Source organism: Antribacter sp. NEAU-D49, assembly GCF_057158775.1.
The window spans coordinates 105,205-128,572 of the sequence record NZ_JBXTSN010000002.1; the positions used below are offsets into that span (position 1 = coordinate 105,205).

Here is a 23,368-nt window from a genome sequence, read left to right on the forward strand (position 1 = left end):
GCCGCGTAGGCTTCCGGCGTGCCCCTGCAGATCGCCACCGCCAACGTCAACGGGATCCGCGCCGCGTTCCGCCGCGGGATGGACGCCTGGATCGCCACCCGCTCTCCGGACGTGCTCCTGCTCCAGGAGGTGCGCGCGCCCGACGACGTGGTGAACGACCTGCTCGCGGGCTGGCACGTGGCGCACCAGTCGTGCGACATCAAGGGTCGCGCGGGGGTGCTCGTCGCGTCGAAGCACCCGGTGCGGGCGGTGCGCGTGGGCCTCGGCAAGGGCGAGCCGGAGCCCCCGGTCGACACGGGCCGCTGGGTGGAGGCCGACGTCGAGCTGCCTGGCGGCGGGCTGGTCACGGTGGTGTCGACCTACATCCACTCGGGCTCCACGAGCCCGGGGCAGGAGGCGACGATGACCGCGAAGTACGCCTACCTGGACAAGGTCACCGAGCGCCTCGCCGAGCTGGCCGCCCTGGACCACCCGGTCGTCGTCGCCGGTGACGTGAACATCGCCCACAAGAACGTGGACATCGCGAACTGGAAGGGCAACCTCAAGGCAGCGGGCTTCCTCCCGGAGGAGCGTGCCTACCTCGATCGCTGGTTCGCCGCGGGCTGGACCGACCTGGGCCGGGAGCACGGCGGTGAGGGGCCCGGTCCCTACACATGGTGGTCGTGGCGCGGCAAGGCCTACGAGAACGACTCCGGCTGGCGCATCGACTACCAGCTCGCGAACGCGGCCGCAGCAGCCGCAGCCCGCAAGGTCGAGGTGGACCGTGCGGAGACGTACGAGGCGCGCTGGAGCGACCACGCCCCGGTGGTCGCCACCTACGACCTGTAGGCGAGGCTGTGGGTATGGCTGTGGCGGGAATTCGGTCATGGATTCCCGCCACAGCCATACCCACAGCGCCACGCGGGGCACAGGCTTCCCGGTAGTGCGCACTGTGTAGTACCGTGCGGAGCGTAAGCGAGAGAGTGCGGGCGATAAGACCGAGAAGTCCGCTACTGTCCGTGCCATTGCAGTGCAGGTCCTCCGGATCGCAGCTGCCCCCACAAACCGCCGCATTCCGCGCCGACGCGAGGAGCCCGTCTTGGGTATCACCCGGCAGTACGTCTTTCCCATCCTTCGGCTGGTCGTCTGGGCGGTCATCGCCGCCGCCCTGGTGAAGATCGCCTTCACCGGTGCCGAGCTCGACACGCCGGACGCTCTCCAGCCCACCGGGGAGATCACCGACTCCGTCATCGAGGTGTCCACCGCGACGGTGACCAACTCCGTCGTCGTCCCGGCCTCCGTCGTGGCCGACGCGCCCGTCGAGATCAAGGCCACGGCCGTCGGCAAGGTCTCGGAGATCATCGCTGCGGACGGCGCCGTCGGCGCCGACGCCGAGGTGCTCAAGATCCGCCTCGAAGAGCCGCAGGAGCCGCTGATCAAGACCGACCCCACGACGGGCGAGGAGACGGTGACCGAGCGCAAGCCCAAGGTCACCGTGACCACGATCAAGGCTCCCATCGGCGGCACGCTCGACGTCACGGTCCTCAAGGACCAGGAGGTCACCGTCGGCGTCACGATCGGCACGGTGACGCCCGGCAGCCTGTCCGTGTCGGGCACGCTGACGGCGGACCAGCAGTACCGCCTGGTCGGCGCGGCCGGCGAGGCGCAGGTGACCCTCAAGGGCGGCCCCGCGCCGTTCACCTGCACGGGCCTGACGATCGGTGCCGCCGCGACCGGTGCGGGCACCGGGCCGGAGGCCGCCGCCGACCCGGCGGCGACCACCACCGGCAGCGTCCGCTGCGCGATCCCGGCCGGCGTGACCGCCTTCCCCGGCCTCGGGGCCGAGATCGAGATCGTCAACGGCAACGCGGAGGGTGCCGTCGTCGTGCCGGTGAGCGCCGTCCTGGGCTCGTCGCAGACGGGCAAGGTCTGGGTCGTCGCCGAGGAGGGTGCCGAGCCCGAGGAGCGCGAGATCAAGCTGGGCCTCACCGACGGCACCCAGATCCAGGTGACCGAGGGCCTCGCCGAGGGCGACAAGATCCTGGAGTTCACCCCGCTCGCGGACAAGACCGAGGACGGTCCCGACTGCGAGGACACCACCGCCTACGAGAACGCCCTGAACTCCGGTGACATGGAGACCGCGCAGGCCTTCGAGGAGGCGTGCTTCGGATGACGGACGCCGCCATCTCGGACACCGCCGAGACCCCCGCCGTCGCCTTCGGGCCGGGCGCAGCACCGGAGACGGACGCGGGCCCCGGCCCGGACCGCCAGCCGGACCTGGCGCCCGCCCCGGACCCCGCGCCGCTCGTCGACCTGCGCGACGTGACCCGGCACGTCCTCCTCCCGAACGGCAACGTGCTCAAGATCCTGCGGGGCGTCACGCTGACCGTGGGGCCGGGGGAGCACGTGGCGATCGTGGGCCGGTCGGGTACGGGCAAGTCGACCATGCTCAACATCCTCGGGCTGCTGGACTCGCCCACCTCGGGCGACTACCTCCTGGAGGGCACGCCCGTCGGCGCCCTGCGCAGCCGGGCCCGGGCCCGCGCTCGCGGCGACAACTTCGGGTTCGTCTTCCAGCAGTTCAACCTGCTGAGCGGACGGACGGCTCTGGAGAACGTCGCCGCCCCGCTGATGTACGCGCGGGGCAAGCAGTTCTGGAGCAGAAAGCGCCTCGCTGCCGACATGCTGGCCCGCGTGGGCCTCGGCGACCGCCTGGAGACCATGCCCGAGAAGCTCTCCGGTGGCGAGCAGCAGCGCGTGGCGATCGCCCGGGCGCTGGTGCGCAGCCCCCGCGTCATCCTCGCCGACGAGCCCACGGGTGCGCTCGACGTGGACACGGGCCGCGCCATCATGGACCTCCTCGACGGTGCGGCCACGGAGACGGGCTCGGCCCTCGTGACCATCACCCACGACCTGGCGATCGCCGCCCGCGCGGACCGGCAGTTCCGGCTGGCCGACGGCGTCCTGGTCCCCATCCACCTCGACGCGCCGGAAGCGGTGGTCGAGCAGGCGGAGGCGGCGGCGCTACCCGTCCCGGAGCTGGAGGCGACCGCATGACCGGGTTCGTGGGCGCGATCATCGAGGCGTGGGACGAGCTGCGCATCCACAAGGTGCGCGTGCTCCTCGCCCTGATCGGCGTCGCGGCGGCCGTCACGGCCATCACTGCCGTCACAGCCGCGGTGACGATGCTGGGCCAGGCCATGGCGGAGCAGACGGAGCGTGAGTCGGGTCGCGACGGGACCATCGTCGCGTACACCTACGGGTCAGGTCCCGTGCCGCAGGACGCGCAGGAGGTCGACGCGGCGGTGGACAAGGTCGCCGAGCGGTACGACATCTCCTACCACACGACCGAGTCCTGGATCAGCGTGGACGTCGCGGGCGGAGCGTCCACCCCCATGGGGTCCGAGTGGACGTCGGTCGACCCGGACTACGGCACCATCATGCGGCTCGACGTCGAGGAGGGCCGCTGGTTCACCGAGCAGGACGTCGAGCGTCTGGCGCCCGTCCTCGTGGTGAACCAGGCCTTCCTCGACACGTACACGCCGGGCGCGGCGGTCGCGGACCGGCCCTCGGTCCTGCTCGAGGGTGACGCGTCGCCGGTGACGGCGATCGTCGTCGGGAAGCTGCCCACGCGATTCCCCGAGGAGGGCCCGCGGGCGTTCGTCCTGTTCGACCACGTCGCCCGGTGGCTGCCGGACCAGGCCCGCGCCGAGCAGCACAAGTTCTGGGTCCCGCCCGAGCTCAGCAAGGACTTCGCCACGGTGATCACCCGCGACCTGAACGCCGCCGGGATCCAGGGTGAGGTCCAGCCGCCGTACGAGGACCCGTTCGCCCTGGACCAGGCGCTGCAGTGGGTCGTGCTGGGGGTGGGCGGCTTCGCCCTGGTCCTGGGCGGTCTCGGCCTGCTCAACATCTCGCTCGTGACGGTGCGGTACCGGATCCGGGAGATCGGCATCCGGCGATCGTTCGGGGCCACGGGCGGGCGGGTGTTCTTCGGCGTCCTGATGGAGTCGGTCGTCGCGACGGTCGTCGCCGGCCTCGTCGGCGTGGTGATCGCCGTCGCGGTGGTCAAGAACATCCCGATCGAGGCGGCGTTCGGGACGCGCCTGCAGGACAAGCCCGGCTTCCCGTTCAGCGCCGCCCTGGTCGGGATGGCCTGCGCCGTCGGCGTGGGTGCGCTCGCGGGCCTGATCCCCGCGATCTACGCGGTCCGCGTCAAGGTGATCGACGCGATCCGCTACTGAGCCACGCGGGGACTCGCCGAGGCAGTGCCTTCGTCCGACGGAGGCACTGCCTCGGCGCAGGGGGTCTCAGCCTGCGGGGGCCGACGGCGGCGCGTCGAGGAACACCGGCGCCCGCAGGCCCGCCTCTGCGAACGCGTCGGCGACCGCCTGGGCGACCCGTCCGACGTCGGGCAGCCGGACCAGCGCGATGGCCGAGCCGCCGAACCCGCCGCCCGTCATCCGGGCGCCGAGCGCCCCCGCGTCCAGCGCGGCCGACACGACCAGGTCGAGCTCGCGGCACGAGACCTCGTAGTCGTCGCGGAGCGACTCGTGGGACGCGACCATGAGCGGGCCCACCCGCTCGGCGCCGCCCTCGCGGACCAGGTCCGCGAACTCGGCCGTCCGCTCGATCTCCGTCACGACGTGGTGCACGCGCTTGCGCAGGACGCCGTCGGCGTCGTGCGGCTCGAGCGCGGCGAGGGCCTGCTCGAGGTCCACGACGTCGCGCAGCGAGGCCACGCCGAGCCGGTCGGCGGCCTCCTCGCACGACGCCCGCCGCGTGCCGTACTCGCCCGTGGCGTGGGAGTGCTCGGCGCGCGTGTCGACCACGAGCAGGGTGAGCCCGGCGGACGCCAGGTCGAAGGGCACCGGCTGCGCCGACTCGGCGGCGGTCAGACCCGGCCGGAAGTCGAGCAGGAGGGCGTGTCCCTCGCCGCAGCGCAGCGACGCCGACTGGTCCAGGCCGCCCGTGGGGGCCCCGGCGATCTCGTTCTCGGCCCGGCGGCAGACGTCGACCAGCACGGCTCGGCCCGCGTCGCTCGCGCCGAGCCCGAGGCCGTGGACGTCGTCCAGCGCGACGGCGAACGCCGCCTCCAGGGCGGCCGACGACGACAGGCCCGCGCCGAACGGCACGCACGAGTCGACGGCGGCGTCGAAGCCCGAGACCTTGTACCCCGCCTCGGCCAGCGCCCACGCGACCCCGGCGACGTAGGCGCCCCAGCCGCTCGTGGTGCCCGGGCCGACGTCGGACAGCCGGGTCTCCCAGACGCCCTCCGCCTGCGCGGACGTGAGCCGTACCAGGTCGTCCTCGCGCGGGCGCAGCGCCACGTACGTGCGGTGGGGGAGAGCGGTGGGCAGGCAGAGGCCCGCGTTGTAGTCGGTGTGCTCCCCGATGAGGTTGACGCGGCCCGGGGCGGACCACACCCCCGGCGCGGCGCCCGGCTCGAAGGCGGCGGCGAACAGGGCGTGCACGCGGGCCGCGCCGTCCTCGGGCGCCCAGGACTCGACCCACTGCGGCGTGGTCATGACGAATAGCTCCTTCACTGTGGACTGCGCACAATCATGGCTCATCGCCGCACCAGCCCGCCGAGGCAGTGCCTCCGTCGGACGGAGGTACTGCCTCGGCGGGGTGAGGTGGAGCGGTTACGGCGCCAGCGTGGCCGCTGCCGATGCCAGCAGGCGTCCGGAGAAGTCGAACATGGCCTGGTTCTCCCACGCGTTGCCCGACGACGGGTCGGCCGGGTCCCAGCCGTTGCCCGCCACCGAGGTCCACGCGGGCTCCCAGTAGACGGCGCCGAGGCCGCGGCCACCCGGCGCGGAGGCCACGACGTCCTGCACGGCGCGGAACGCCGCCGCCTGCCCGGCGGGCGTGGCCGGGTACCCCGGCACCAGCTCGGACGGCAGGTCGATCACGTTCTCCCACGCGGGGGTGTCGTCCGTGAGCGTGAACGGGTACGCCGTCTCGACCACCATGACGTCACGCGAGTACCGCGACGACAGGGTCGCCACCGCCTCCTGCAGGTCGGCGAGCGAGCCGTGCCAGTAGCCGTAGTAGCTCAGGCCGATCAGGTCGAACGGCACGCCCCGCTTGGTCACCTCGTCGAACCACCAGGTCAGCGAGCCGATCCCGTTGTTGATGTTCGTCAGGTGAAGGATCGTCCGCGTCCCCGGGGAGACCTCCTTGACGGCGTCGTGCCCGGCCTCCAGGAACAGCGCCAGGCTGTCCCACTGGGCGCCCTCGACGCCGTCGCCCGGCGTGACGTCCCACGTCTGCCCGTACGGCCAGAGCATGCCCGGGTTGATCTCGTTGCCCACCTGCACGTACTCGACGCTCACGCCCGCGGCCACGAGCGCGCGCATCACCTGGGCGGTGTGGTCGTGCACGTGCTGCGCGAGCTGCGGCACCGTCGAGCCCGCCCACGCGGCCGGGACGCCCTGGGCGCCCGGGTCGGTCCAGCGGTCGGAGTAGTGGAAGTCGATCATGACGTCCATCCCGGCCGCCTCGATGCGCTTGGCCGACTCGACCACGTGCGTCACCTCGTTGTAGCCGTCGGCAGGGTTCACCCAGACCTTCAGCCGGCCCAGGTTCATGCCCGCGTCGGCCAGGATCTCCATGGGGTCGCCGGACGCGCCGTTCGCGGCGGCGTACCTGGCCCCGAAGTCCTCGTTCTTCGCGACGCCCGACAGGTCCCCGCCCCGGACGTCGCGCTGGGCGCGGCCCGGCTCGAGCGTCAGGTCGTCGACGTTCACCCAGGCGCCCGCCGCGCCCGCCGTCGCGATCCCGACGGTGCACGACCCGTCGGCCACGTACGCCGACACGGAGACCTTGAGCCACGCGTCGTCCTGCTCCGTCGACGGCACGACGACGGACCCGTCCCGGCCGCCGCCGCAGCCCGTGAGGGTGAGGCGCGTGCTGGTGAGACCCGCGCCCGACTTCACCCAGGCGCTGGCGGTCCACCAGCCGGTGCTCAGGCCGGACACGCCGTCCGACGTGGTGACCTGGTACGCGTGGTCCGCCCAGTGCGTGAGGTGGTTGCCCGCGCCCGAGGGGGCCCACGGGACGGCGCCCCCGGCCTCGACCTTCGCGGCGGCCTTGTCGCCGGTGGTGGACCGGACGTCCCACCCGGTGAGGCCGGACTCGAAGCCCGGGTTGGCGAACGACGCCGGCGCGGCGGTCACCTTCGGCTTGGCGTGGGCGGGGACGGCGGCCGACACCGCCAGGGCCGCGGCGGCGAGGGCCGCGGCAGCGAGACGTGCTCCGTGCTTCATACGTCCTCCTTGACGTGGTGCCGCCGGCGGCCGCGGTGGTGCGGCCGCCGGCGAGCGGTTCAGCGGGGCAGCCGCAGGACGCGGGCACCCCCGGCCGGGACCGGCGTGGCACCGGTCACCGGCTCACCCGTGAGCAGGTCCGTGGCCTGCGCGGACACCACCTGCTCCGGGAGCTTCAGGTCCGTGGCGGAGTGGTTGACCGCCACCAGGTAGTCGGCGGCCTCGCCGTGGCGGCGCACCACCTCCAGGTCCTCGTCGAGGCCCGACGGCGCCAGGCCCGCGTCCGCGTAGACGTCGCCCAGGAGAAGGGCCAGGGCGTCGACGCCGAGCCGGGTCGACACGTACCAGCCGGTGCCGGCGCCGTGCCGGTGGCGTGTGATCGCGGCACCGCCCGGCTTGGGCCCGCCCACGTACGAGGCGACGACCTGCGCGCCGACGAGCGCGACGTCGTCGGCCCACACGGTGCCTGTGAGCTCCGTGCCCTCGGCGCCGTAGGCCAGGCCCACCTCCTCGCCCGCGCGCAGCGGGAGGAACTCCTCGACGGTGAGGCCGAGCGCCTCGCGCAGCGGCGCGAGGAAGCCGCCCGCGTGGACGGCGTCGTGCTCGTCGACGATGCCGCTGAAGTACGACACGAGCAGGGTGCCGCCGGCGGCGACGTACGCGGTGAGGTTCGCGGCGTCGTCGGCCCGGAGCAGGTACGACGCCGGGGCGACCACCAGCCGGTAGCCGGACAGGTCCTGGCCCGGCTGGGCGAAGTCCACGGTGAGGCCGTCGCGCCAGAGCCGGTCGTAGAAGGCGTCCACGCGCTCGCGGTGCGACGCGTCCTCGCTGGGGCGCCACTCCAGGTCCTGCGCCCAGAACGACTCCTGGTCCCAGAGGATCGCGACGTCGGCGCGCACCCGTGAGCCGCGGAGCTCCGACAGCCGGCCCAGGTCGGCGCCGAGCCGGACCACCTCGCGCCACACGCGGGACCTGGTCCCGGCGTGCGGGAGCATCGCCGAGTGGAACTTCTCCGCGCCGGAGCGGGAGGCGCGCCACTGGAAGAACATGATCGCGTCGGCGCCGCGGGCCAGGTGGCTCAGGGCGTTCCGGGCCATCTCCCCGGGCCGCTTGGCCACGTTGCGGGGCTGCCAGTTCACCGCCGACGTGGAGTGCTCGAGGAGCATCCAGGGCTTGCCGCCCGCCACGGAGCGCGTGAGGTCGGCGGCGAGGGCCAGGCCCACGTGGTTCCGGGGGTCGGCGGCGGTGAGGTAGTGGTCGTTCGAGACCACGTCGACCTCGCGGGCCCAGCGGAAGAGGTCCGTGGCGGGGCACGCAGCCGCCATGAAGTTGGTGGTCACCGGGACGCCGGAGTGGGCACGGATGGCGTCCCGCTCGGCCGTGAAGCACTCCAGGAGCATGGCGTCCGTGAAGCGCGCGAAGTCGAGGCGCTGTGCGGGGTTGGCGGTGGTGGGCGTCGCGGCGGGGACCTGGACGTGCTCCCAGTCGCGGTAGACCTGCCCCCAGAACGCGGTGCCCCATGCGGCGTTGAGCGCGTCGAGCGAGGCGTACCGCTCGCGCAGCCACCGCCGGAAGGCGTGCTGGGCGTTCTCCGAGTAGTCCTCGGACACCGGCGCGCCGTACTCGTTGTGCACGTGCCACAGGGCGAGCGCCGGGTGCGTGCCGTACCGCCTCGCCAGCTCGGTGGTGATCCGCACCGCGGCGGCGCGGTACTCGGGCGAGCTGGGCGCCACCATGCCGCGGGAGCCGGGGCCCAGGACCACACCGTCGCGCGTGACCACGCGGGCGTGCGGGTTGGCGTGGAAGAACCAGGCCGGCGGGGCGGCGGTGGGGGTGCCCAGGTCGACGCGGATGCCGTTGGCGTGGAGCAGGTCGATGACACGGTCGAGCCAGGCGAAGTCGAACTGGCCCTCCTCGGGCTCGAGCAGGGCCCAGCTGAAGATGCCGACGCTGACGAGGTTCACGCCCGCCTCGCGCATGAGCCGGACGTCCTCGGCCCAGACCTCCTCCGGCCACTGCTCCGGGTTGTAGTCGCCGCCGTAGCAGATGCCCTCCATGCCGGGCAGCCAGCCGGAGTACTGGGGACCGGGGTGGGCCGGCGTGGCCCGGGGCGCGGGCGAGGCCTGCGGCATGGTGACTCTCCTTGACACGTCGTTGTGCACGGTCCCAGCCGTGCAACGAACAGATAACACGACGAAACCGTGACCTGGCAAGCGCGTGGACACGGTTGACATGAGGCCGTACATCGTCGGTACTGTGACCGTGCACAGACTCACACTGTCGTGACTCGCCCAGGCGGACGGCCTCGGCGGCAACGCGACGGTCCTTGACGAGGAGGACTCATGCGCCTGACCTCAGGCACCAAGGTCGCGGCAGTCGTCGCCACGACCGCTCTGCTCGCGACCGCCTGCTCCGGCGGAGGCACGGGTGGGGACGACGCGGCGGACGGGCCGGTCGAGCTCACCTTCTGGACCTGGACGCCCGGCATCGAGAAGGTCGTGGACCTCTGGAACGCCGAGAACCCGGACATCCAGGTGACGGTCAACAAGCAGGACGGCGGCGACCCGGCCGTCACCAAGCTGCTCACGGCCATCGAGGCGGGCTCCGGTGCGCCCGACCTCATGCAGGCCGAGTACCAGAAGATCCCGCAGCTCGTCTCGGCCGGTGCGCTCGCCGACATCTCGGGCGAGATCTCCGGCGACCTGGCCGGCCACTTCCCCGACGGCGTGTGGAACGCCGTCACGCTCGGCTCCGACGCGGTCTACGCCGTGCCGCAGGACTCCGGGCCCATGCAGTTCTACTACCGCGAGGACGTCTTCGCGGAGCTCGGCCTCGCCGTGCCCACCACGTGGGAGGAGTACGCCGAGGTGGCCCGCGCCGTCCACGCGTCCGACCCGAGCCGGTACCTCGGCACGTTCTCCGCCAACGACGCCGGCTGGTTCACCGGCCTCACGCAGCAGGCGGGTGCCTCCTGGTACGGCATCGAGGGCGAGTCCTGGACCGTCGCGATCGACAGCCCCGAGGTGCGCCAGGTCGCCGAGTACTGGGGCGGTCTCGTCGAGGAGGGCGTGATCGACAACAAGCCGATGTACACCCCCGAGTGGAACGCCGCGCTCAACGACGGCTCGCAGGTGGGCTGGCTCTCCGCGATCTGGGCGCCCGGCGTCCTCGCGGGCAACGCCGCCGACACCGCAGGGAAGTGGAAGATGGCGCCCATGCCGCAGTGGGACGCCTCGGCCCCGGCCACCGGCAACTGGGGCGGCTCCGCCACCGCGGTGACCAGCCAGTCCGAGCACGCCGCCCAGGCCGCCGAGTTCGTCGCGTGGCTCAACACCGACCCGGTCGCCGTCCAGGCGCTGGTCGACGAGTCCGGCATCTACCCGGCCGACATCCCCGCCTCCACGGCCGCGCTGGCCGACCCGCCGGAGTTCTTCGCGAACCAGCCCGACTTCTACGAGCTGGCCGCGCAGACCGCGGCGACCTCCAACCCGTTCACCTACGGTCCCAACATCAACGTGGCCTACTCGGCCTACAACGACGAGTTCGCCAAGGCCACCGAGGCCCGCACCCAGGACGCCTTCGTCGCCGCCGTCGAGGCCGTCCAGGCCGCGACCGTTGCCGACCTGAAGAACTCCGGGTTCAGCGTCAACGAGTGACCCCGCCCGCCGCCCCGGCCGGACCCGTCGAGAAGGTGACGGGCCAGGCCGGGGCGAGCGGCCGGCGTCGGGCAGAAGGAGCCTGCGTGACTACCGAAACGACCCTGCGTGGCGCCCTGGGCGGCACGCCCACGCGCCGTGCCAGCCGCCGGAGCGTGACGTCCCGGCGGGCCGGAGCGCCGTGGGCGTTCCTGGCGCCCGCGATCGTGCTGTTCGTCGCCTTCCTGGCGGCGCCGATCCTCTACGCGCTGTACCTCAGCTTCCGCACCGAGAAGGTGAGCGGCCTCGGCCTGGGACCCGGGTCGCGCGTGGAGGTCTGGAACGGCCTCACCAACTACGTGAACGCCCTGGCCGACCCGGAGTTCCTGGGGAGCGTCGGGCGCGTGGGCCTGTACGGCCTCATCGTGGTGCCGGTGATGCTGGGCTCCGCCCTGCTCTTCGCCCTGCTGCTCGACTCGCGCCGGGCCCGTGCCCGGAACTTCTCCCGCGTGGCGATCTTCCTCCCGTACGCCGTGCCGGCCGTGATCTCGTCGCTGCTCTGGGGCTTCCTGTACCTGCCGGGGGTGAGCCCCTTCTACTGGATCTTCGAGCAGCTCGGCTGGGACGTGCCCTCGCTCTTCTCGAGCCGGCTGGTCATGTTCGCCGTCGCGAACATCGCCGTCTGGGGCGGCGTCGGCTTCAACATGGTGGTCATCTACACCTCGCTGAAGGCCATCCCCAGCGAGCTCTACGAGGCCGCGGAGCTCGACGGCGCCACCCAGGTCGGCATCGCGTGGCGCATCAAGATCCCCATCGTGATGCCCTCGATCATCATGACGTTCGTCTTCTCGATGATCGCCACCCTGCAGGTGTTCGCCGAGCCCATGACGCTGCGGCCGCTCTCCAACACCATCTCGACCACCTGGACGCCCCTCATGAAGGTCTACCGCGACGCGTTCACGCGTGGCGACCTGTACTCCGCGTCGGCCACCTCGGTGATCATCGCGCTGGCCACGTTCCTCCTCTCGTTCGGGTTCCTCCGGCTGGTCCAGTCGCGGGCCTTCGGTCAGGAGGACAACCGATGAGCGTCCGTTCCGCGACCCGGCCCAGCGTCCCCGCCACCGCGATCCTGATCCTCGGTGCCCTGTACTGCCTGCTCCCGGTCGCCTGGGTGGTGCTCGCCTCCACGAAGAGCGCCGGCGAGCTGTTCTCCACCCTGACGTTCCTGCCGTCCACCCACCTGTTCGACAACATCGCCGAGCTGGTCGCCTACCGTGACGGGCTGTTCTGGCGCTGGATGGCCAACACGGCCCTCTACGCCGGGGTGGGCGCGGCCCTGTCCGCGGTGGTCTCGGCCATGGCCGGCTACGCCCTCGCCAAGTACCGGTTCGCCGGCAAGGACGTGGTCTTCAACGTGCTGCTCGCCGGCGTCCTGGTGCCCGGCGTGGTGCTCGCCATCCCGCAGTACCTGCTGCTCGCGCAGGTGGAGCTCACCAACACGTACTGGGCGGTGCTCCTGCCGAGCATCATCAGCCCGTACGGCATCTACCTGGCCCGCATCTACGCCGCGGCCGCCGTGCCGGACGAGGTGGTCGAGGCCGCCCGGACCGACGGCGCCGGCGAGCTCCGCACGTTCGCCCAGGTCGCCGTGCCGATGATGCTGCCGGGGCTCGTCACCGTGTTCCTGTTCCAGTTCGTCGCCATCTGGAACAACTTCATGCTGCCCTACATCATGCTCGGCGACGACAAGCTGTTCCCCCTCACGGTGGGCCTGTCGGGCCTGCTCAACCAGGGCGCGTCCCAGCCGGCGATGTACACGCTCGTGGTCACGGGGGCCCTGCTGTCCGTGGTCCCGCTGATCGCGCTGTTCCTCCTGCTGCAGCGGTTCTGGCAGGTCGACCTCGCCGCCGGCGCCGTGAAGGCGTGACGTGGCGCGCCGGTCCCTAGACTCACGACCTGTGGAGGAGAACAGCGGGTCAGTCCGACGGCGGCGTCCCACGATCAGGGACGTCGCCGCGGCCGCCGGCGTGTCGCGCGGCACGGTGTCGCGCGTCATCAACGGCGGCCACTGGGTGTCGCCCGACGCGCTCGCCGCCGTCGAGGAGGCCATCCGCACCACGGGCTACGTGGCAAACCAGCACGCCCGGTCGCTCGTCACCTCCCGGTCCAACTCCGTGGCGTTCCTGCTCACCGAGCCGCAGCACCTGCTGTTCGAGGACCCCAACTTCTCCGTGCTGCTCCGCGGCGCCGCCGAGGCGCTGGCCAAGCGGGAGATGCCGCTGCTGCTCATGGTCGCGGGCACGCCCGAGGAGCGACGCCGGATCTCGCGCTACGTCGCGGCCGGCCACGTCGACGGCGTGCTCCTCATCAGCTCCCACCGGGGCAACCCGATGGTGGCCGAGCTGCTGGAGCACCGCGTCCCCGTGGTGTCCTGCGGCGTCCCCCTCGGGTACGAGGGACGCGTGGGGTACGTCGCCGCCGACGACCGCGCCGGGGCTCGCACCATGACCTCCCACCTGCTGTCCCGGGGGCGCTCGCGGGTCGCGACGATCACCGGGCCGCTCGACACCCCGGGCGGCACCCTGCGGCTCGAGGGGTACCGCGAGGCGCTCGGGGACCTGTACGACCCCGAGCTGGTCACGCACGGCGACTACTCGCGCGAGAGCGGCCGGCTCGCCATGACCGAGCTGCTGGGACGCCGCCCTGACCTCGACGCCGTCTTCGTCGCCTCCGACCTCATGGCCGCGGGAGCCCTCGTGGCGCTCCAGGCCGCGGGCCGCAGCGTGCCCGACGACGTGGCCGTGGGCGGGTTCGACGATTCCGGGGTCGCGGCCGCCCTCCACCCCGCGCTGACGACGATGCGCCAGCCCTTCGAGCGCATCAGCGCCGAGATGGTGCGGCTGCTGCTCGAGGTCGTCGAGGGTCAGGAGCCCGCGGCGATCACCCTGCCGACGTCGCTGGTGGAGCGGTACTCGACCTGAGGACGTCCAGCAGGCCGAGCTCCTCGGCCCGCGTCAGGCCGGTCACCGTGGCGTCGGGCGTGGCGCGCAGCCACTCCAGCGTGTCCCGTGCGGTGTCGGCGATCGGCCGCACGGTGAGGCCGGCCTCGAGCGAGGCAGTCACATCGCGCCGCATGAAGCCGTCCCAGGCGGGGTCACCGATCCACAGCGGGAGCGACCGTGGCCCGCTCCACGGCTTCACGTCCTGGTCCTGGAGGAACGCGGTCGGCGCGACGACGAGCTCGGGCGAGCCCGGGACGGCGTCGGACACCGCGGCCAGGACCTCCGAGCGGAGGACCGGCGGGCACACGGCGTCGAAGTCGCCGACGAGGCGCCGTTCCGCGCCGTCGACGACCCAGCGGGCGAGGTCGCGCACGTCCACGAACTGCACGGGCTCGTCCTCCGGGACCAGGACCGGACGACCGTCTGCCGAGGCGGCGGCGAGGTGCGCGGGCCAGTAGGCGAAGCGGCCGCTCGGGTCGCCCGGGCCGACGATCAGCCCCGGCCGGATCACGAGCGCGGCGTCCGCGCCCTCCCGGACGAGGTTCTCGCACGCCACCTTCATGGCGCCGTAGACGGCGGGGCTCGAGAGCGGGTCCTCGTCCGTCGCGACGGGATCCACGAGCGCCGAGGTGGTGGCCGTGCCGCCGGGCGTGGACGTGTCCGCGTAGACGTTGCGCGTCGAGACGAACGTCCAGTGCGCGCCGGGGAACGCCGCCACGGCCCTGCCGACCTGGGACGGCGTCCCCGACACGTCGACGACCGCGTCGAAGGCGCCGGCGGTCCCCGCCGGGTTCGTGGACCCCGCGAGCTCGGCCGGGACCGGGTCCGCGCGGTCCCAGCGCACGAACCGGGTGCCCTGCGGCGGCGAGCCGCTCACCCCCCGCGACGTGCACGTCACGTCGTGGCCGCGCGCCACCGCCTCCACGGCGACGGCGCGCGAGAGGAAGACCGTCCCACCCAGCACCAGGATCCGCATGGAACCACCTCACCCGGTCCGGGCGGCGGAAGCCAGCCGATCTGCCACGGGCGTAAGTGCGCCTGCCCCGCTCAGACCAGGCCTGCTTCGTGGACGGTGATCGCCACCTGGACACGGTTCTCGGCGCCGAGCTTGGCAAGGATCCGGGACACGTGGGTCTTCACTGTCGGCACGCCCATGTAGAGCTCCTGGGCGATCTCGGCGTTCGAGAGGCCGCGCGCCACCGCGACGGCCACCTCCCGCTCTCGCTCCGTGAGGCCGTCGAACCGGTCGCGGGCGACGTTCTGCCGCGGTCCGTCGTCGGGCCGGGACACCCGCGCGATGAGCTGCGCGGTGACGCTGGGCGACAGGGTGGGCTCCCCGGCCGCCGCCGCGTGCACCGCGGAGACCAGGCGTGGCGGCGGGGTGTCCTTGAGCAGGAAGCCCGCCGCACCGACGCGCAGCGCGTCGAGCACCAGGTCGTCCGTGTCGAAGGTGGTCAGGACGATGACGCGCGACGACGTCCCGCTCGCCACGATCCGCCGGGTCGCCTCGAGCCCGTCCATCCGAGGCATGCGGATGTCCATGAGCACGACGTCGGGCCGGGTGCGCGCCACGAGGTCGACGCCGGCCGCGCCGTCGGCCGCCTCGCCCACGACCTCCAGCGTCGCGGACCCGCCCAGGATCAGCCCGAGGCCGGCCCGGACGAGCGCGTCGTCGTCCACCAGGGCCACGGTCACGGGGCGCGCGGGCCAAGGGCCTGCGGGTTCGCTGCCCGCGGGGAGCGGCACGGTGTCCGTCACGTGGTCCACGGTAGCCACGCCTCCAGGACGAACTTACTGTCCAGCCGTCCGTGGGTGAGCCGGCCGCCGCTCAGCAGGGCGCGCTCGGCGAGGCCCACGAGCCCGAGGCCCGACGACGGGGGCGGAGCGGCCGGCGTGTGAGCGGGCAGGGGGTTCCGCACCGTGAGGGTCAGCCCGTCTCCGGGCGCGCCGTCGAGGGAGATCGTCACCGGCGTCCAGGGCGCGTGCTTGCGGGCGTTCGTCAGCGCCTCCTGGAGGATGCGGTACGCGTTCCGGGACACCGCGGCCGGCAGCCGGTCGAGCTGGTCCACGCTGTTCTGCGCGCGCACCGTCGTGCCTGCCGCCCGGGCCTCCTGGAGCAGGTCGTCGAGGTCGGCCAGGGTGGGCTGCGGCGGCTCGGGCTGCGCGTGGCCGTCGTCGGTCACCGGTGGCACACCGTCGAGGTCGCGCAGCACGCCCAGCACGTCCCGCAGCTCGTCGAGCGCCGCGTGGGCGCTCTCCTGGATCACCGTCGCCGTCTCGGCGACGCGCTCCAGCGGGAGGTCCGTGCGGTACGCCAGGGCGCCCGCGTGCATCGCGACGAGGGACATCCGGTGCGCCAGGACGTCGTGCATCTCGCGGGCGATCCGTGCGCGCTCGGTGGAGCGGGCCTGCGCGACCCGGCTCGCCTGCTCCCGCTCCGCCGTCTCGGCGCGGTCCCGGAGCGAGCGGATGTGCTCGCGGCGCAGGCCGATGTAGGCGCCGATCCAGGCCAGCAGGGCCGCGAACACCACCACGCCGACGAAGTCGACCAGCCAGTCCGGGCTGTCCGGCGGGTACGGGTAGAACCAGCTCCAGGCGGCCTGGGCGCCGACGATGGCGATCCCCACGCCGACGATCTCCGGCCACCTGCGACGGGTGGACATCGAGATGTAGGCGATCGCGGCGGCGGCCACCGCCGTCGACGAGAACGCCGTGAGGAACGTGAGCACGAGGGCGATCGTGCGCGGGGCGCGGCGCCGGAGCGGCAGGAGGCAGAGCGCCACGATCCCGAGCAGCAGGTCGAGCACGAGGATGCCCGCACTCCGCATCGAGCGCTGCCCGGTCTCGACCTGCCAGAAGGCCGCGATCACAAAGAGGGACCCCACCACGGCCGCCACGAGCACCCGCCAGGTCTCGCCCCAGACGTGCGCCGCCCGGGAGGCGTGGACGGGTGGCAGGCTGGGCATGACGCGAGCCTAGGCGGCTGACGCCGGGCCGCGCATCGGCCGGACGGTCACGGCGGGTCATCCCAAAGTCGGAGGCGCGGCAGCCCCGGGGCCGATGCCCCCGCCGGCCGCGCCGCGCGAAGGTGGGGCCATGATCACCGCAGAGAGACTGACCAGGAGATACGGGGCGTTCACCGCCGTGGACGACGTGTCGTTCGAGGTGCGGCCCGGCCTCGTGACCGGCTTCCTCGGCCCCAACGGCGCCGGCAAGTCGACCACCATGCGGATGCTGTGCGGGCTGACCCCCGCGACGTCGGGCACCGCGCACGTCCTCGGCAGGCCGTTCGCCCAGCTTCCCAACCCCGGGCGCCACGTGGGGGTCCTCCTCGACGCGTCCGCGCAGCACTCCGGCCGCACCGGCCGGGAGGTGCTCGAGCTCGGCGCCCTGACGATGGGCGTCAGCCGCGGACGCGTCGCCGAGCTGCTCGACCTCGTGGGCCTGACCGAGAAGGAGTCGCACCGCCGGGTCGGCGCCTACTCGCTCGGCATGCGCCAGCGCCTCGGCATCGCCGGGGCCCTGCTGGGGGACCCGCAGGTGCTGATCCTGGACGAGCCCGCCAACGGCCTCGACCCGGCCGGCATCCGCTGGATGCGCGACCTCCTGCAGGACTTCGCCCAGCGGGGCGGGACGGTCCTGCTCTCGTCGCACCTGCTCCACGAGATCGAGAAGGTGGCCGACGAGCTGATCGTGATCGGCCGCGGCCGCATCGTGGCCCAGGGCACCAAGGAGTCGCTCCTCCGCGGGGCCGGCACCGTGGTCCGCGCCGAGGACGAGACGGCTCTCGCGGCGGCCCTCCGTGCCGCCGGGGTCGACGCCGAGCCGCTCGCCACGGGCGGGCTGTCGGTGGTGGCCGAACCGCAGGCCGTCGGCCGGATCGCCGCCGGTGCAGGCGTGGTGCTCGTCGAGCTCCGCGCCGCAGACTCCCGCGGCCTCGAGGACATGTTCCTCGAGCTGACCGCTCCCGACGCACGCGAGGAGGTGGCGGCATGACCGCCCCGACCGTCCCCACCGCCCGGCCGGACGCGGTCCGTCCGGACGCCCCTCTGCCCGACCCCTCGATCGCGGGCATCCCCTTCGCGCGGCTGGTGCTCGTCGAGTGGCGCAAACAGCTCGACACCCGGGCGGGCCGGTGGCTCCTGATCGTCATCGCGGTCCTCACCGCCGGTGTCCTCGCGATCATGGCCTCGGTGGGAGACGGCAACCGGACCTTCGCGGAGTTCCTCATCGCGACGATGACGCCCATGTCGATCCTGCTCCCGGTGGTGGGAATCCTTGCCGCCACGTCGGAGTGGTCCCAGCGCACAGCGCTCGTGACCTTCACGCTCGAGCCGCGGCGCACCCGGGTGGGCCTCGCGAAGCTGCTCAGCGCGCTCGCGTCGGGCGTCGTCTTCTTCGGCCTGGCCGTCGCGCTCGCCGCGCTGGCGCAGCTCGGTGTCATGGCGTTCCGGGGTGCGGACGGGAGCTGGAGCATCGACGGGGAGATCCTCGGCGGTGCGGCGCTCCTGCTGCTCCTGAGCATGGCTCAGGGCGTGGCGTTCGGTGCGCTGCTGCTCAACACGCCGGCGGCGATCGTCGCCTACTTCGTGCTGCCCACGGTGCTCAGCATCGTCGGGGCGTTCGTCACGTCGATCCGGGACGTGCTCCCGTGGATCGACTTCACCGCGGCGGCCGAACCGCTCCTGATGGGCGGCCTGGCGGGCGAGGACTGGGCCCGGCTCGCGACGGCGACCGCGATCTGGGTCGTGGCGCCGCTCGTGGGCGGCCTGGTCCGCGTGGCCCGGTCGGAGGTCCGGTCGTCGTGACCGGGGGCGCGGCTCAGGCCGGGCTCAGCCCCAGCTGACGCCCGGCCAGGCCCCGCTGCCTACGGGCCAGGCCCCGCGCCACGTCGCGCAGCACGACGGCGCCGGCCGACGCCGGGTCGGAGAGCACCACGGGCGTCCCGGCGTCGCCGGCCTCGCGGACGGCCACGTCGAGGGGCACCTGGCCCAGCAGCGGAACCTCGGACCCGAGGAGCTGCGTCAGCCGGGTGGACACCCGCTCGCCACCGCCCTCGCCGAAGACGTGGAGGCGTGTCCCGTCGGGCTGCTCGAGCCACGACATGTTCTCCACGACGCCTACGACGCCCTGCGACGTCTGCGTCGCGACCGACCCGGCCCGCTCGGCCACCTCGGCAGCAGCGGCCTGCGGCGTGGTGACCACGACGATCTCGGACGACGGCAGCAGCTGCGCCACGGAGATGGCGATGTCGCCGGTCCCGGGCGGCAGGTCGAGCAGGAGCACGTCGAGGTCGCCCCAGAACACGTCGGCCAGGAACTGCTCCAGCGCCCGGTGCAGCATGGGCCCGCGCCATACCACCGGCTGGCCCTCGGGTACGAACATGCCGATCGACACCACCTTCACCCCGTGGGCGATCGGGGGCAGCAGCATCGAGTCCACCCGGGTGGGCGCGCGCGTCACGCCGAGCATCCGGGGGATCGAGAAGCCGTAGATGTCGGCGTCGATGACTCCGACCGACAACCCCTCGGCGGCCAGCGCCACCGCCAGGTTGGCTGTCACGGAGGACTTGCCCACGCCGCCCTTGCCCGACGCGACGGCGTACACCTTGGTCAGCGAGCCCGGCTGCGAGAACGGGATCACGGGGTCGCCCGTGCCACCCCGGAGCTTCGAGCGCAGCGAGGCGCGCTGCTCCGTCGACATCACGCCGAGGTCGACCGTCGCCCGCGCGACCCCGGGCACGGCCTCGGTGGCCGCCGTGACGTCCTGGACCAGGGTGGCCTTCATGGGGCACCCGGCGACGGTGAGGTCGACGCCGACGGTGACCGCGCCGTCGTCGGACACCGCCACGGAGCGGACCATGCCGAGGTCCGTGATGGGCCGCCGGATCTCCGGATCGATCACGCCCGCGAGGGCGGCGCGCACCCGTGCCTCGAGGGAGGCGGCGGGAGCAGCGGCGGGTTCTGCGTGGGACGTCATGTGCCGATCCTAGGAGGGTCCCGTGCGGCGTCGTCATGAGACGCCGTTTCTCTCGGTAGGCTGCCAGACCCCGGAGGGAGGGGTGACATGGGCGTACGCGGCACCGACCAGGCCCTCGGCGCGCCCGACACGCTCCGGCGGGTGCGCTCCGAGGAGGAGGCGCGCGACCTCGCGGCCGCCCTGCAGCGCACGGACCGGACCTGGCCCGTCGTCGTGATCTCGACCCCCGCAGGGCGGGACGTGCCGTGGGTGGACCCGCGCCGCGTCCTGGACGAGGTGGGCGGCCTGGCCGAGGTGGTCGTCATCCCCACAGGCGACGTGTCATGGGAGTTCTCCCGGCACATGCCCGACCACACGCAGGTCTACGGCGGCGCCTCCCGGGTCTACGGGACTGACCTCGACTGGGTCCGTACCCCGTCCCGCTCGCAGCTCCACTTCGCCTACTCCGCGGCTGACGGCGCCCGGGTCCACGAACGGCTCGTCCGGGACGCGCTCACGAGCGCCGTCCGTGCGGGCCTCGCCGGCTCGGCGGGCACCGCGGCGCCCGGCGCCCGCGAGGCCCGGGGCACCGTCCTGGGCGTGCTCGGCTCGCGCGCCATCGTCGCGCTGGACGACGGCGGCCAGGCCGGGATCTCCGAGGAGCTCACTCTCCCGGGTGTGCCGCTTGACCGCCTGCTCGCGCCCGGCATGTCGGTGGCCGGCACGCTCGACCAGGCGCGCAAGCTGCTGGACGTCCGCGCCATGCTGCCCGACGCCGCCACGCAGCGGCGGGCGGTCAAGCGCGCCTACCGCGTGGGCCAGGTCGTGCTGGGACGGGTCGAGTCGGTCGACGACGCCGCGGTCACGATCGCCCTGGCACCCGCCGTGGCGGTGCGCGTGCACCGCGCGGAGGTCACGGGAAACGACCTCGACCTGCTGGGCGACCTCTTCTCCGTGGGCGAGGTGGTGCTCGGACGGGTCGCGCCGGCGCCGCTCGACGGGGTGGCGCTCCGGCTGGACGACGTCGACGAGGGCGCCTCGCCGGTGCGCGCCCTGTCCCTGCTCGACGGCGGTCCGCCGTGGCTGGTGCAGCGCACGGTGGCGGTGGTGAGCGGGCCGGTGCCCGTGGTCGCGGTCCGGTCGGGTCCGGTTGCCCTGCCGGCCCCGCCGGTGGTGACGGTCGTGCCCGAGGCGGGCGCCGGCGTCGGGCACCGGCGGCCCACACCTGGCGACGTGGCGGCGATGCTGGCCGGAGCCTCCGCAGCGCCCGCGCCGCCCATGTCCCCGCACGCGGCCGGCCACCCCCACGCGACGGGCAAGGCGGCGCGCGACCTGAGCCTGGCCCTCGACGCGGAGCGGTCGCGGTCGGCAGCCCTGGAGCGGGAGCTGGCCGGCCTGCGCCGGGCGCACCGCCAGGGGGAGGTCGAGCTGGACGGCCTGCGGGCGTACGTCGCGGAGCTGCAGGACCGGCTCGCGCGCCGCGAGCTGCACGTGGACCAGCAGAAGACCGAGCTGCGCAAGGCGCGCACCCAGGCCGCCGCGCTCCGGCGGAGGCTCGGCGAGCTCGGCGGGGTCGACGACGGTGACGAGCGGCTGTTCCTCGACCCCGAGGAGCAGTTCCGGTTCGAGGTCCGTGACGCGTGGGCCCACATGGTCCGGGCCGCGGAGAAGGCGACCCGGCCTCTGGCGCCGTACACGCTGGGGCCGCGGTTCCTGGCGTCGGTGGACGGTGTGGCGGGGGTGAGCCGCGAACGGCTGCTCTGGACCGTCGTGATGGTGCTGACCGGGCTGGCCCACGAGATGAACGGGCTCCAGGTGCACCGCCTCCGCACGGGATCGGGCGGCGACGACCCGACGCGGGTGCGGGAGTCGGACGGTGCGGTGTGCTGGCGGGTGTCGCTGCAGGTGAATACCCCGTCCGCGCGCAGGCTGCACTACTGGAAGGTGCCGGGCGCGGGCTACGAGCTGTCGCGCGTCGTGCTGCACGACGACGTGGAGCCCTGACGGTCTTGTGTCGCACACACGACCGGGTTAGCCTCCTGAACCGTCACGTTCACCGCAGAACGGGCAGACTGCGGGGGTGAGATGACGAGCGTCGAGGAGTCCGCACCCGACGTCTCGGACGCCGTGGGCCGCACCCCGTCGCGCCGCCGGCTGCGCCCTCTGCTGTGGCCTCTGCTGTGGCCGGCCGTCGTGGGCGCCGTCGTCCTGACCGCCTACTGCCTGTACTCCGTGTGGCAGTGGAACTCGCTCACCATCAAGTCCTGGGACCTCGGGATCTTCACGCAGGTGGTGGAGCGCTACGCCGCGCTGTCCGCCCCGATCGTCCCGATCAAGGGGGAGGGCTACAACCTCCTCGGTGACCACTTCCACCCGCTGCTGGCGGTCCTCGGGCCGGTGTACGCGGTCTTCCCGCACCCGTTCACGCTCCTCGTCGTGCAGAACGTCTGCTTCGCGGTGGCGGCCGGCATCGTCACGTGGAGCGCGCGGCGGCACGTGGGCCCGGTCGCCGGCGTCGTGGTGGGACTGGCGTTCGGCCTGAGCTGGGGGCTGCAGTACGCGGTGGAGGCGCAGTTCCACGAGGTCGCGCTGGCGGTCCCGCTGCTGGCCGCGAGCCTCGCCGCCGTCGTCGAGCGCCGCGCGTGGTGGGCCGCGGGCTGGGCCGCGCCGCTCGTCCTCGTCAAGGAGGACCTGGGCCTCACCGTCGTCGCGATCGGGGTGGTGCTCGTGCTGCTGCGCCGGTGGCGCCCCGGCTTGGCGCTGGTCGCGTGGGGCTGCGCCTGGTTCGCGATCGCCGTGTTCCTGGTGCTGCCCTCGCTCAACCAGGAGGGTGCGTGGGCCTACGGCGAGCAGCTCGACAGCACCACGACGATCGCCGACCACACGGTGCTCCTCCACCCCGACAAGGCGCTCACGGTGCTGCTGCTCGTGGCGGTGACCGCCGGGTTCGTCCTGCGCTCGCCCCTGGCCCTCGTGCTGCTCCCGACGCTCGGCTGGCGCTTCCTCTCCGACAACGAGGTCTACTGGGGGCTGCCGTGGCACTACAACGCGGTGCTCATGCCGATCGCGTTCCTCGCGGCCGTCGACGGCCTGACGCGCGCCGCGGCGTCGTCGGACCGCGGGCTGCGCGCGTGGGCCGACCTCGCCCCGTGGGCGGCGGGGGCGGCCGCCGCCGCGTTCCTCGCCGTCGGCCAGGCTCCGCTGCGCGTCCTGACGACGCCGGAGGCGTACGTCACCAGCCCGCGGGCGGCCGCCGTCGAGGAGGTCCTGGCGATCGTCCCGGACGACGCCGTCGTGGTGTCGGACGTCGCGCTGATGAACTACCTCGTCGGGGCGGGGCCGGTGTACTGGCTGGGGCACGACAACCCGACGCCCGACTACGTCGTCATCGGCGACGGCGGCGGGACCCCCACGGAGTGGGGCGACGCCCTGGGCGTGGCCCGGGTGCTGCACCCGGAGGCCGAGTACGAGCTGGTCCTCGTCCGGGACGGGTACAGCGTGGCCCGGCGCACCGGCTCCTGAG

Annotated in this window: 19 protein-coding genes; 12 read left to right on the forward strand and 7 right to left on the reverse strand. The window is 73.4% G+C overall.

The annotated features are described in order from the left end of the window. Positions 1-18 precede the first annotated feature (18 nt). From AC060K_RS02220 to AC060K_RS02235, 4 genes are all read left to right on the forward strand, one after another. Positions 19-828, forward strand: coding sequence for an exodeoxyribonuclease III (locus AC060K_RS02220; RefSeq protein WP_483763816.1), 810 nt, complete (start codon positions 19-21; stop codon positions 826-828). 250 nt (positions 829-1,078) lie between these two features. Continuing rightward, positions 1,079-2,152: a permuted SH3 domain-containing protein gene (locus AC060K_RS02225; protein ID WP_483763817.1), complete on the forward strand. Its 1,074-nt coding sequence runs from the start codon at positions 1,079-1,081 to the stop codon at positions 2,150-2,152. Further along, positions 2,149-3,036 (forward strand): ABC transporter ATP-binding protein, encoded by an 888-nt coding sequence (locus AC060K_RS02230; protein ID WP_483763818.1) that lies wholly within the window; start codon positions 2,149-2,151, stop codon positions 3,034-3,036. The genes AC060K_RS02225 and AC060K_RS02230 overlap by 4 nt, the downstream gene beginning before the upstream one ends. Then, entirely contained in the window at positions 3,033-4,223 is a 1,191-nt protein-coding gene (locus AC060K_RS02235) for an ABC transporter permease (protein WP_483763819.1), read from the forward strand. Before AC060K_RS02230 ends, AC060K_RS02235 begins: the two co-directional genes overlap by 4 nt. Before the next feature lie 66 nt (positions 4,224-4,289). On the opposite strand, the gene galK is transcribed toward AC060K_RS02235, so the two are convergent. The 3 genes from galK to AC060K_RS02250 all read right to left on the reverse strand — a co-directional run bounded on the left by galK (position 4,290) and on the right by AC060K_RS02250 (position 9,382). Beyond that, positions 4,290-5,507: a galactokinase gene (gene galK, locus AC060K_RS02240; RefSeq protein ID WP_483763820.1), complete on the reverse strand. Its 1,218-nt coding sequence runs from the start codon at positions 5,505-5,507 to the stop codon at positions 4,290-4,292. A gap of 117 nt (positions 5,508-5,624) precedes the next feature. Continuing rightward, positions 5,625-7,250 carry a glycoside hydrolase family 53 protein gene (locus AC060K_RS02245; RefSeq protein WP_483763821.1) on the reverse strand — a complete coding sequence of 542 codons (1,626 nt, stop codon included), beginning with the start codon at positions 7,248-7,250 and terminating at the stop codon, positions 5,625-5,627. Positions 7,251-7,309: 59 nt separating this feature from the next. Further along, positions 7,310-9,382: a beta-galactosidase gene (locus tag AC060K_RS02250; RefSeq protein ID WP_483763822.1), complete on the reverse strand. Its 2,073-nt coding sequence runs from the start codon at positions 9,380-9,382 to the stop codon at positions 7,310-7,312. A gap of 210 nt (positions 9,383-9,592) precedes the next feature. Between AC060K_RS02250 and AC060K_RS02255 the strand changes: the two genes are divergently transcribed. The 4 genes from AC060K_RS02255 (at position 9,593) to AC060K_RS02270 (ending at position 13,866) form a co-directional block, all read left to right on the forward strand. Then, positions 9,593-10,906, forward strand: coding sequence for an ABC transporter substrate-binding protein (locus AC060K_RS02255; protein WP_483763823.1), 1,314 nt, complete (start codon positions 9,593-9,595; stop codon positions 10,904-10,906). 86 nt (positions 10,907-10,992) lie between these two features. Then, complete coding sequence (locus AC060K_RS02260; protein WP_483763824.1) at positions 10,993-11,970, forward strand: carbohydrate ABC transporter permease; 978 nt, start codon at positions 10,993-10,995, stop codon at positions 11,968-11,970. Further along, the gene (locus tag AC060K_RS02265; RefSeq protein WP_483763825.1) at positions 11,967-12,812 is read left to right on the forward strand and encodes a carbohydrate ABC transporter permease; all 846 of its coding nucleotides are present in this window, start codon (positions 11,967-11,969) and stop codon (positions 12,810-12,812) included. The genes AC060K_RS02260 and AC060K_RS02265 overlap by 4 nt, the downstream gene beginning before the upstream one ends. 31 nt (positions 12,813-12,843) lie before the next feature. Then, positions 12,844-13,866 carry a LacI family DNA-binding transcriptional regulator gene (locus AC060K_RS02270; protein WP_483763826.1) on the forward strand — a complete coding sequence of 341 codons (1,023 nt, stop codon included), beginning with the start codon at positions 12,844-12,846 and terminating at the stop codon, positions 13,864-13,866. On the opposite strand, the gene AC060K_RS02275 is transcribed toward AC060K_RS02270, so the two are convergent. The 3 genes from AC060K_RS02275 to AC060K_RS02285 form a co-directional block, all read right to left on the reverse strand. After that, a complete protein-coding gene (locus AC060K_RS02275; protein WP_483763827.1) occupies positions 13,826-14,863 on the reverse strand; it encodes an NAD-dependent epimerase/dehydratase family protein in 1,038 nt (345 codons plus the stop codon). The two genes, AC060K_RS02270 and AC060K_RS02275, sit on opposite strands and share 41 nt — an antisense overlap. A gap of 71 nt (positions 14,864-14,934) precedes the next feature. Continuing rightward, positions 14,935-15,645 (reverse strand): response regulator, encoded by a 711-nt coding sequence (locus tag AC060K_RS02280; RefSeq protein ID WP_483763828.1) that lies wholly within the window; start codon positions 15,643-15,645, stop codon positions 14,935-14,937. Continuing rightward, the gene (locus AC060K_RS02285; protein ID WP_483763829.1) at positions 15,642-16,853 is read right to left on the reverse strand and encodes a sensor histidine kinase; all 1,212 of its coding nucleotides are present in this window, start codon (positions 16,851-16,853) and stop codon (positions 15,642-15,644) included. Before AC060K_RS02285 ends, AC060K_RS02280 begins: the two co-directional genes overlap by 4 nt. 130 nt (positions 16,854-16,983) lie before the next feature. Here AC060K_RS02285 and AC060K_RS02290 point away from each other — a divergent pair, with 130 nt between their 5' ends. Beyond that, the gene (locus tag AC060K_RS02290) at positions 16,984-17,883 is read left to right on the forward strand and encodes an ABC transporter ATP-binding protein (RefSeq protein WP_483763830.1); all 900 of its coding nucleotides are present in this window, start codon (positions 16,984-16,986) and stop codon (positions 17,881-17,883) included. Beyond that, positions 17,880-18,695, forward strand: coding sequence for an ABC transporter permease (locus tag AC060K_RS02295; protein ID WP_483763831.1), 816 nt, complete (start codon positions 17,880-17,882; stop codon positions 18,693-18,695). The genes AC060K_RS02290 and AC060K_RS02295 overlap by 4 nt, the downstream gene beginning before the upstream one ends. Positions 18,696-18,708: 13 nt before the next feature. Here AC060K_RS02295 and AC060K_RS02300 read toward each other — a convergent pair whose 3' ends face one another. Continuing rightward, entirely contained in the window at positions 18,709-19,866 is a 1,158-nt protein-coding gene (locus tag AC060K_RS02300; protein ID WP_483763832.1) for an Mrp/NBP35 family ATP-binding protein, read from the reverse strand. Positions 19,867-19,953: 87 nt separating this feature from the next. Between AC060K_RS02300 and AC060K_RS02305 the strand changes: the two genes are divergently transcribed. Together AC060K_RS02305 and AC060K_RS02310 are read left to right on the forward strand one after the other, a co-directional pair. Continuing rightward, on the forward strand, positions 19,954-21,849 hold the full coding sequence (locus AC060K_RS02305; RefSeq protein ID WP_483763833.1) for a hypothetical protein: 1,896 nt from the start codon (positions 19,954-19,956) through the stop codon (positions 21,847-21,849). Between the two features lie 81 nt (positions 21,850-21,930). Continuing rightward, the gene (locus tag AC060K_RS02310; RefSeq protein WP_483763834.1) at positions 21,931-23,367 is read left to right on the forward strand and encodes a DUF2079 domain-containing protein; all 1,437 of its coding nucleotides are present in this window, start codon (positions 21,931-21,933) and stop codon (positions 23,365-23,367) included. The last annotated feature ends 1 nt before the right edge of the window (position 23,368 follow it).

Coding starts and splice junctions, on each gene's coding strand:
- AC060K_RS02255 (WP_483763823.1), top strand. CDS start 9,593: ATGCGCCTGACCTCAGGCACCAAGGTCGCGGCAGTCGTCGCCACGACC.
- AC060K_RS02295 (WP_483763831.1), top strand. CDS start 17,880: ATGACCGCCCCGACCGTCCCCACCGCCCGGCCGGACGCGGTCCGTCCG.
- galK (WP_483763820.1), bottom strand. CDS start 5,507: ATGACCACGCCGCAGTGGGTCGAGTCCTGGGCGCCCGAGGACGGCGCG.
- AC060K_RS02235 (WP_483763819.1), top strand. CDS start 3,033: ATGACCGGGTTCGTGGGCGCGATCATCGAGGCGTGGGACGAGCTGCGC.
- AC060K_RS02265 (WP_483763825.1), top strand. CDS start 11,967: ATGAGCGTCCGTTCCGCGACCCGGCCCAGCGTCCCCGCCACCGCGATC.
- AC060K_RS02305 (WP_483763833.1), top strand. CDS start 19,954: ATGGGCGTACGCGGCACCGACCAGGCCCTCGGCGCGCCCGACACGCTC.
- AC060K_RS02275 (WP_483763827.1), bottom strand. CDS start 14,863: ATGCGGATCCTGGTGCTGGGTGGGACGGTCTTCCTCTCGCGCGCCGTC.
- AC060K_RS02245 (WP_483763821.1), bottom strand. CDS start 7,250: ATGAAGCACGGAGCACGTCTCGCTGCCGCGGCCCTCGCCGCCGCGGCC.
- AC060K_RS02285 (WP_483763829.1), bottom strand. CDS start 16,853: ATGCCCAGCCTGCCACCCGTCCACGCCTCCCGGGCGGCGCACGTCTGG.
- AC060K_RS02290 (WP_483763830.1), top strand. CDS start 16,984: ATGATCACCGCAGAGAGACTGACCAGGAGATACGGGGCGTTCACCGCC.
- AC060K_RS02310 (WP_483763834.1), top strand. CDS start 21,931: ATGACGAGCGTCGAGGAGTCCGCACCCGACGTCTCGGACGCCGTGGGC.
- AC060K_RS02230 (WP_483763818.1), top strand. CDS start 2,149: ATGACGGACGCCGCCATCTCGGACACCGCCGAGACCCCCGCCGTCGCC.
- AC060K_RS02250 (WP_483763822.1), bottom strand. CDS start 9,382: ATGCCGCAGGCCTCGCCCGCGCCCCGGGCCACGCCGGCCCACCCCGGT.
- AC060K_RS02300 (WP_483763832.1), bottom strand. CDS start 19,866: ATGACGTCCCACGCAGAACCCGCCGCTGCTCCCGCCGCCTCCCTCGAG.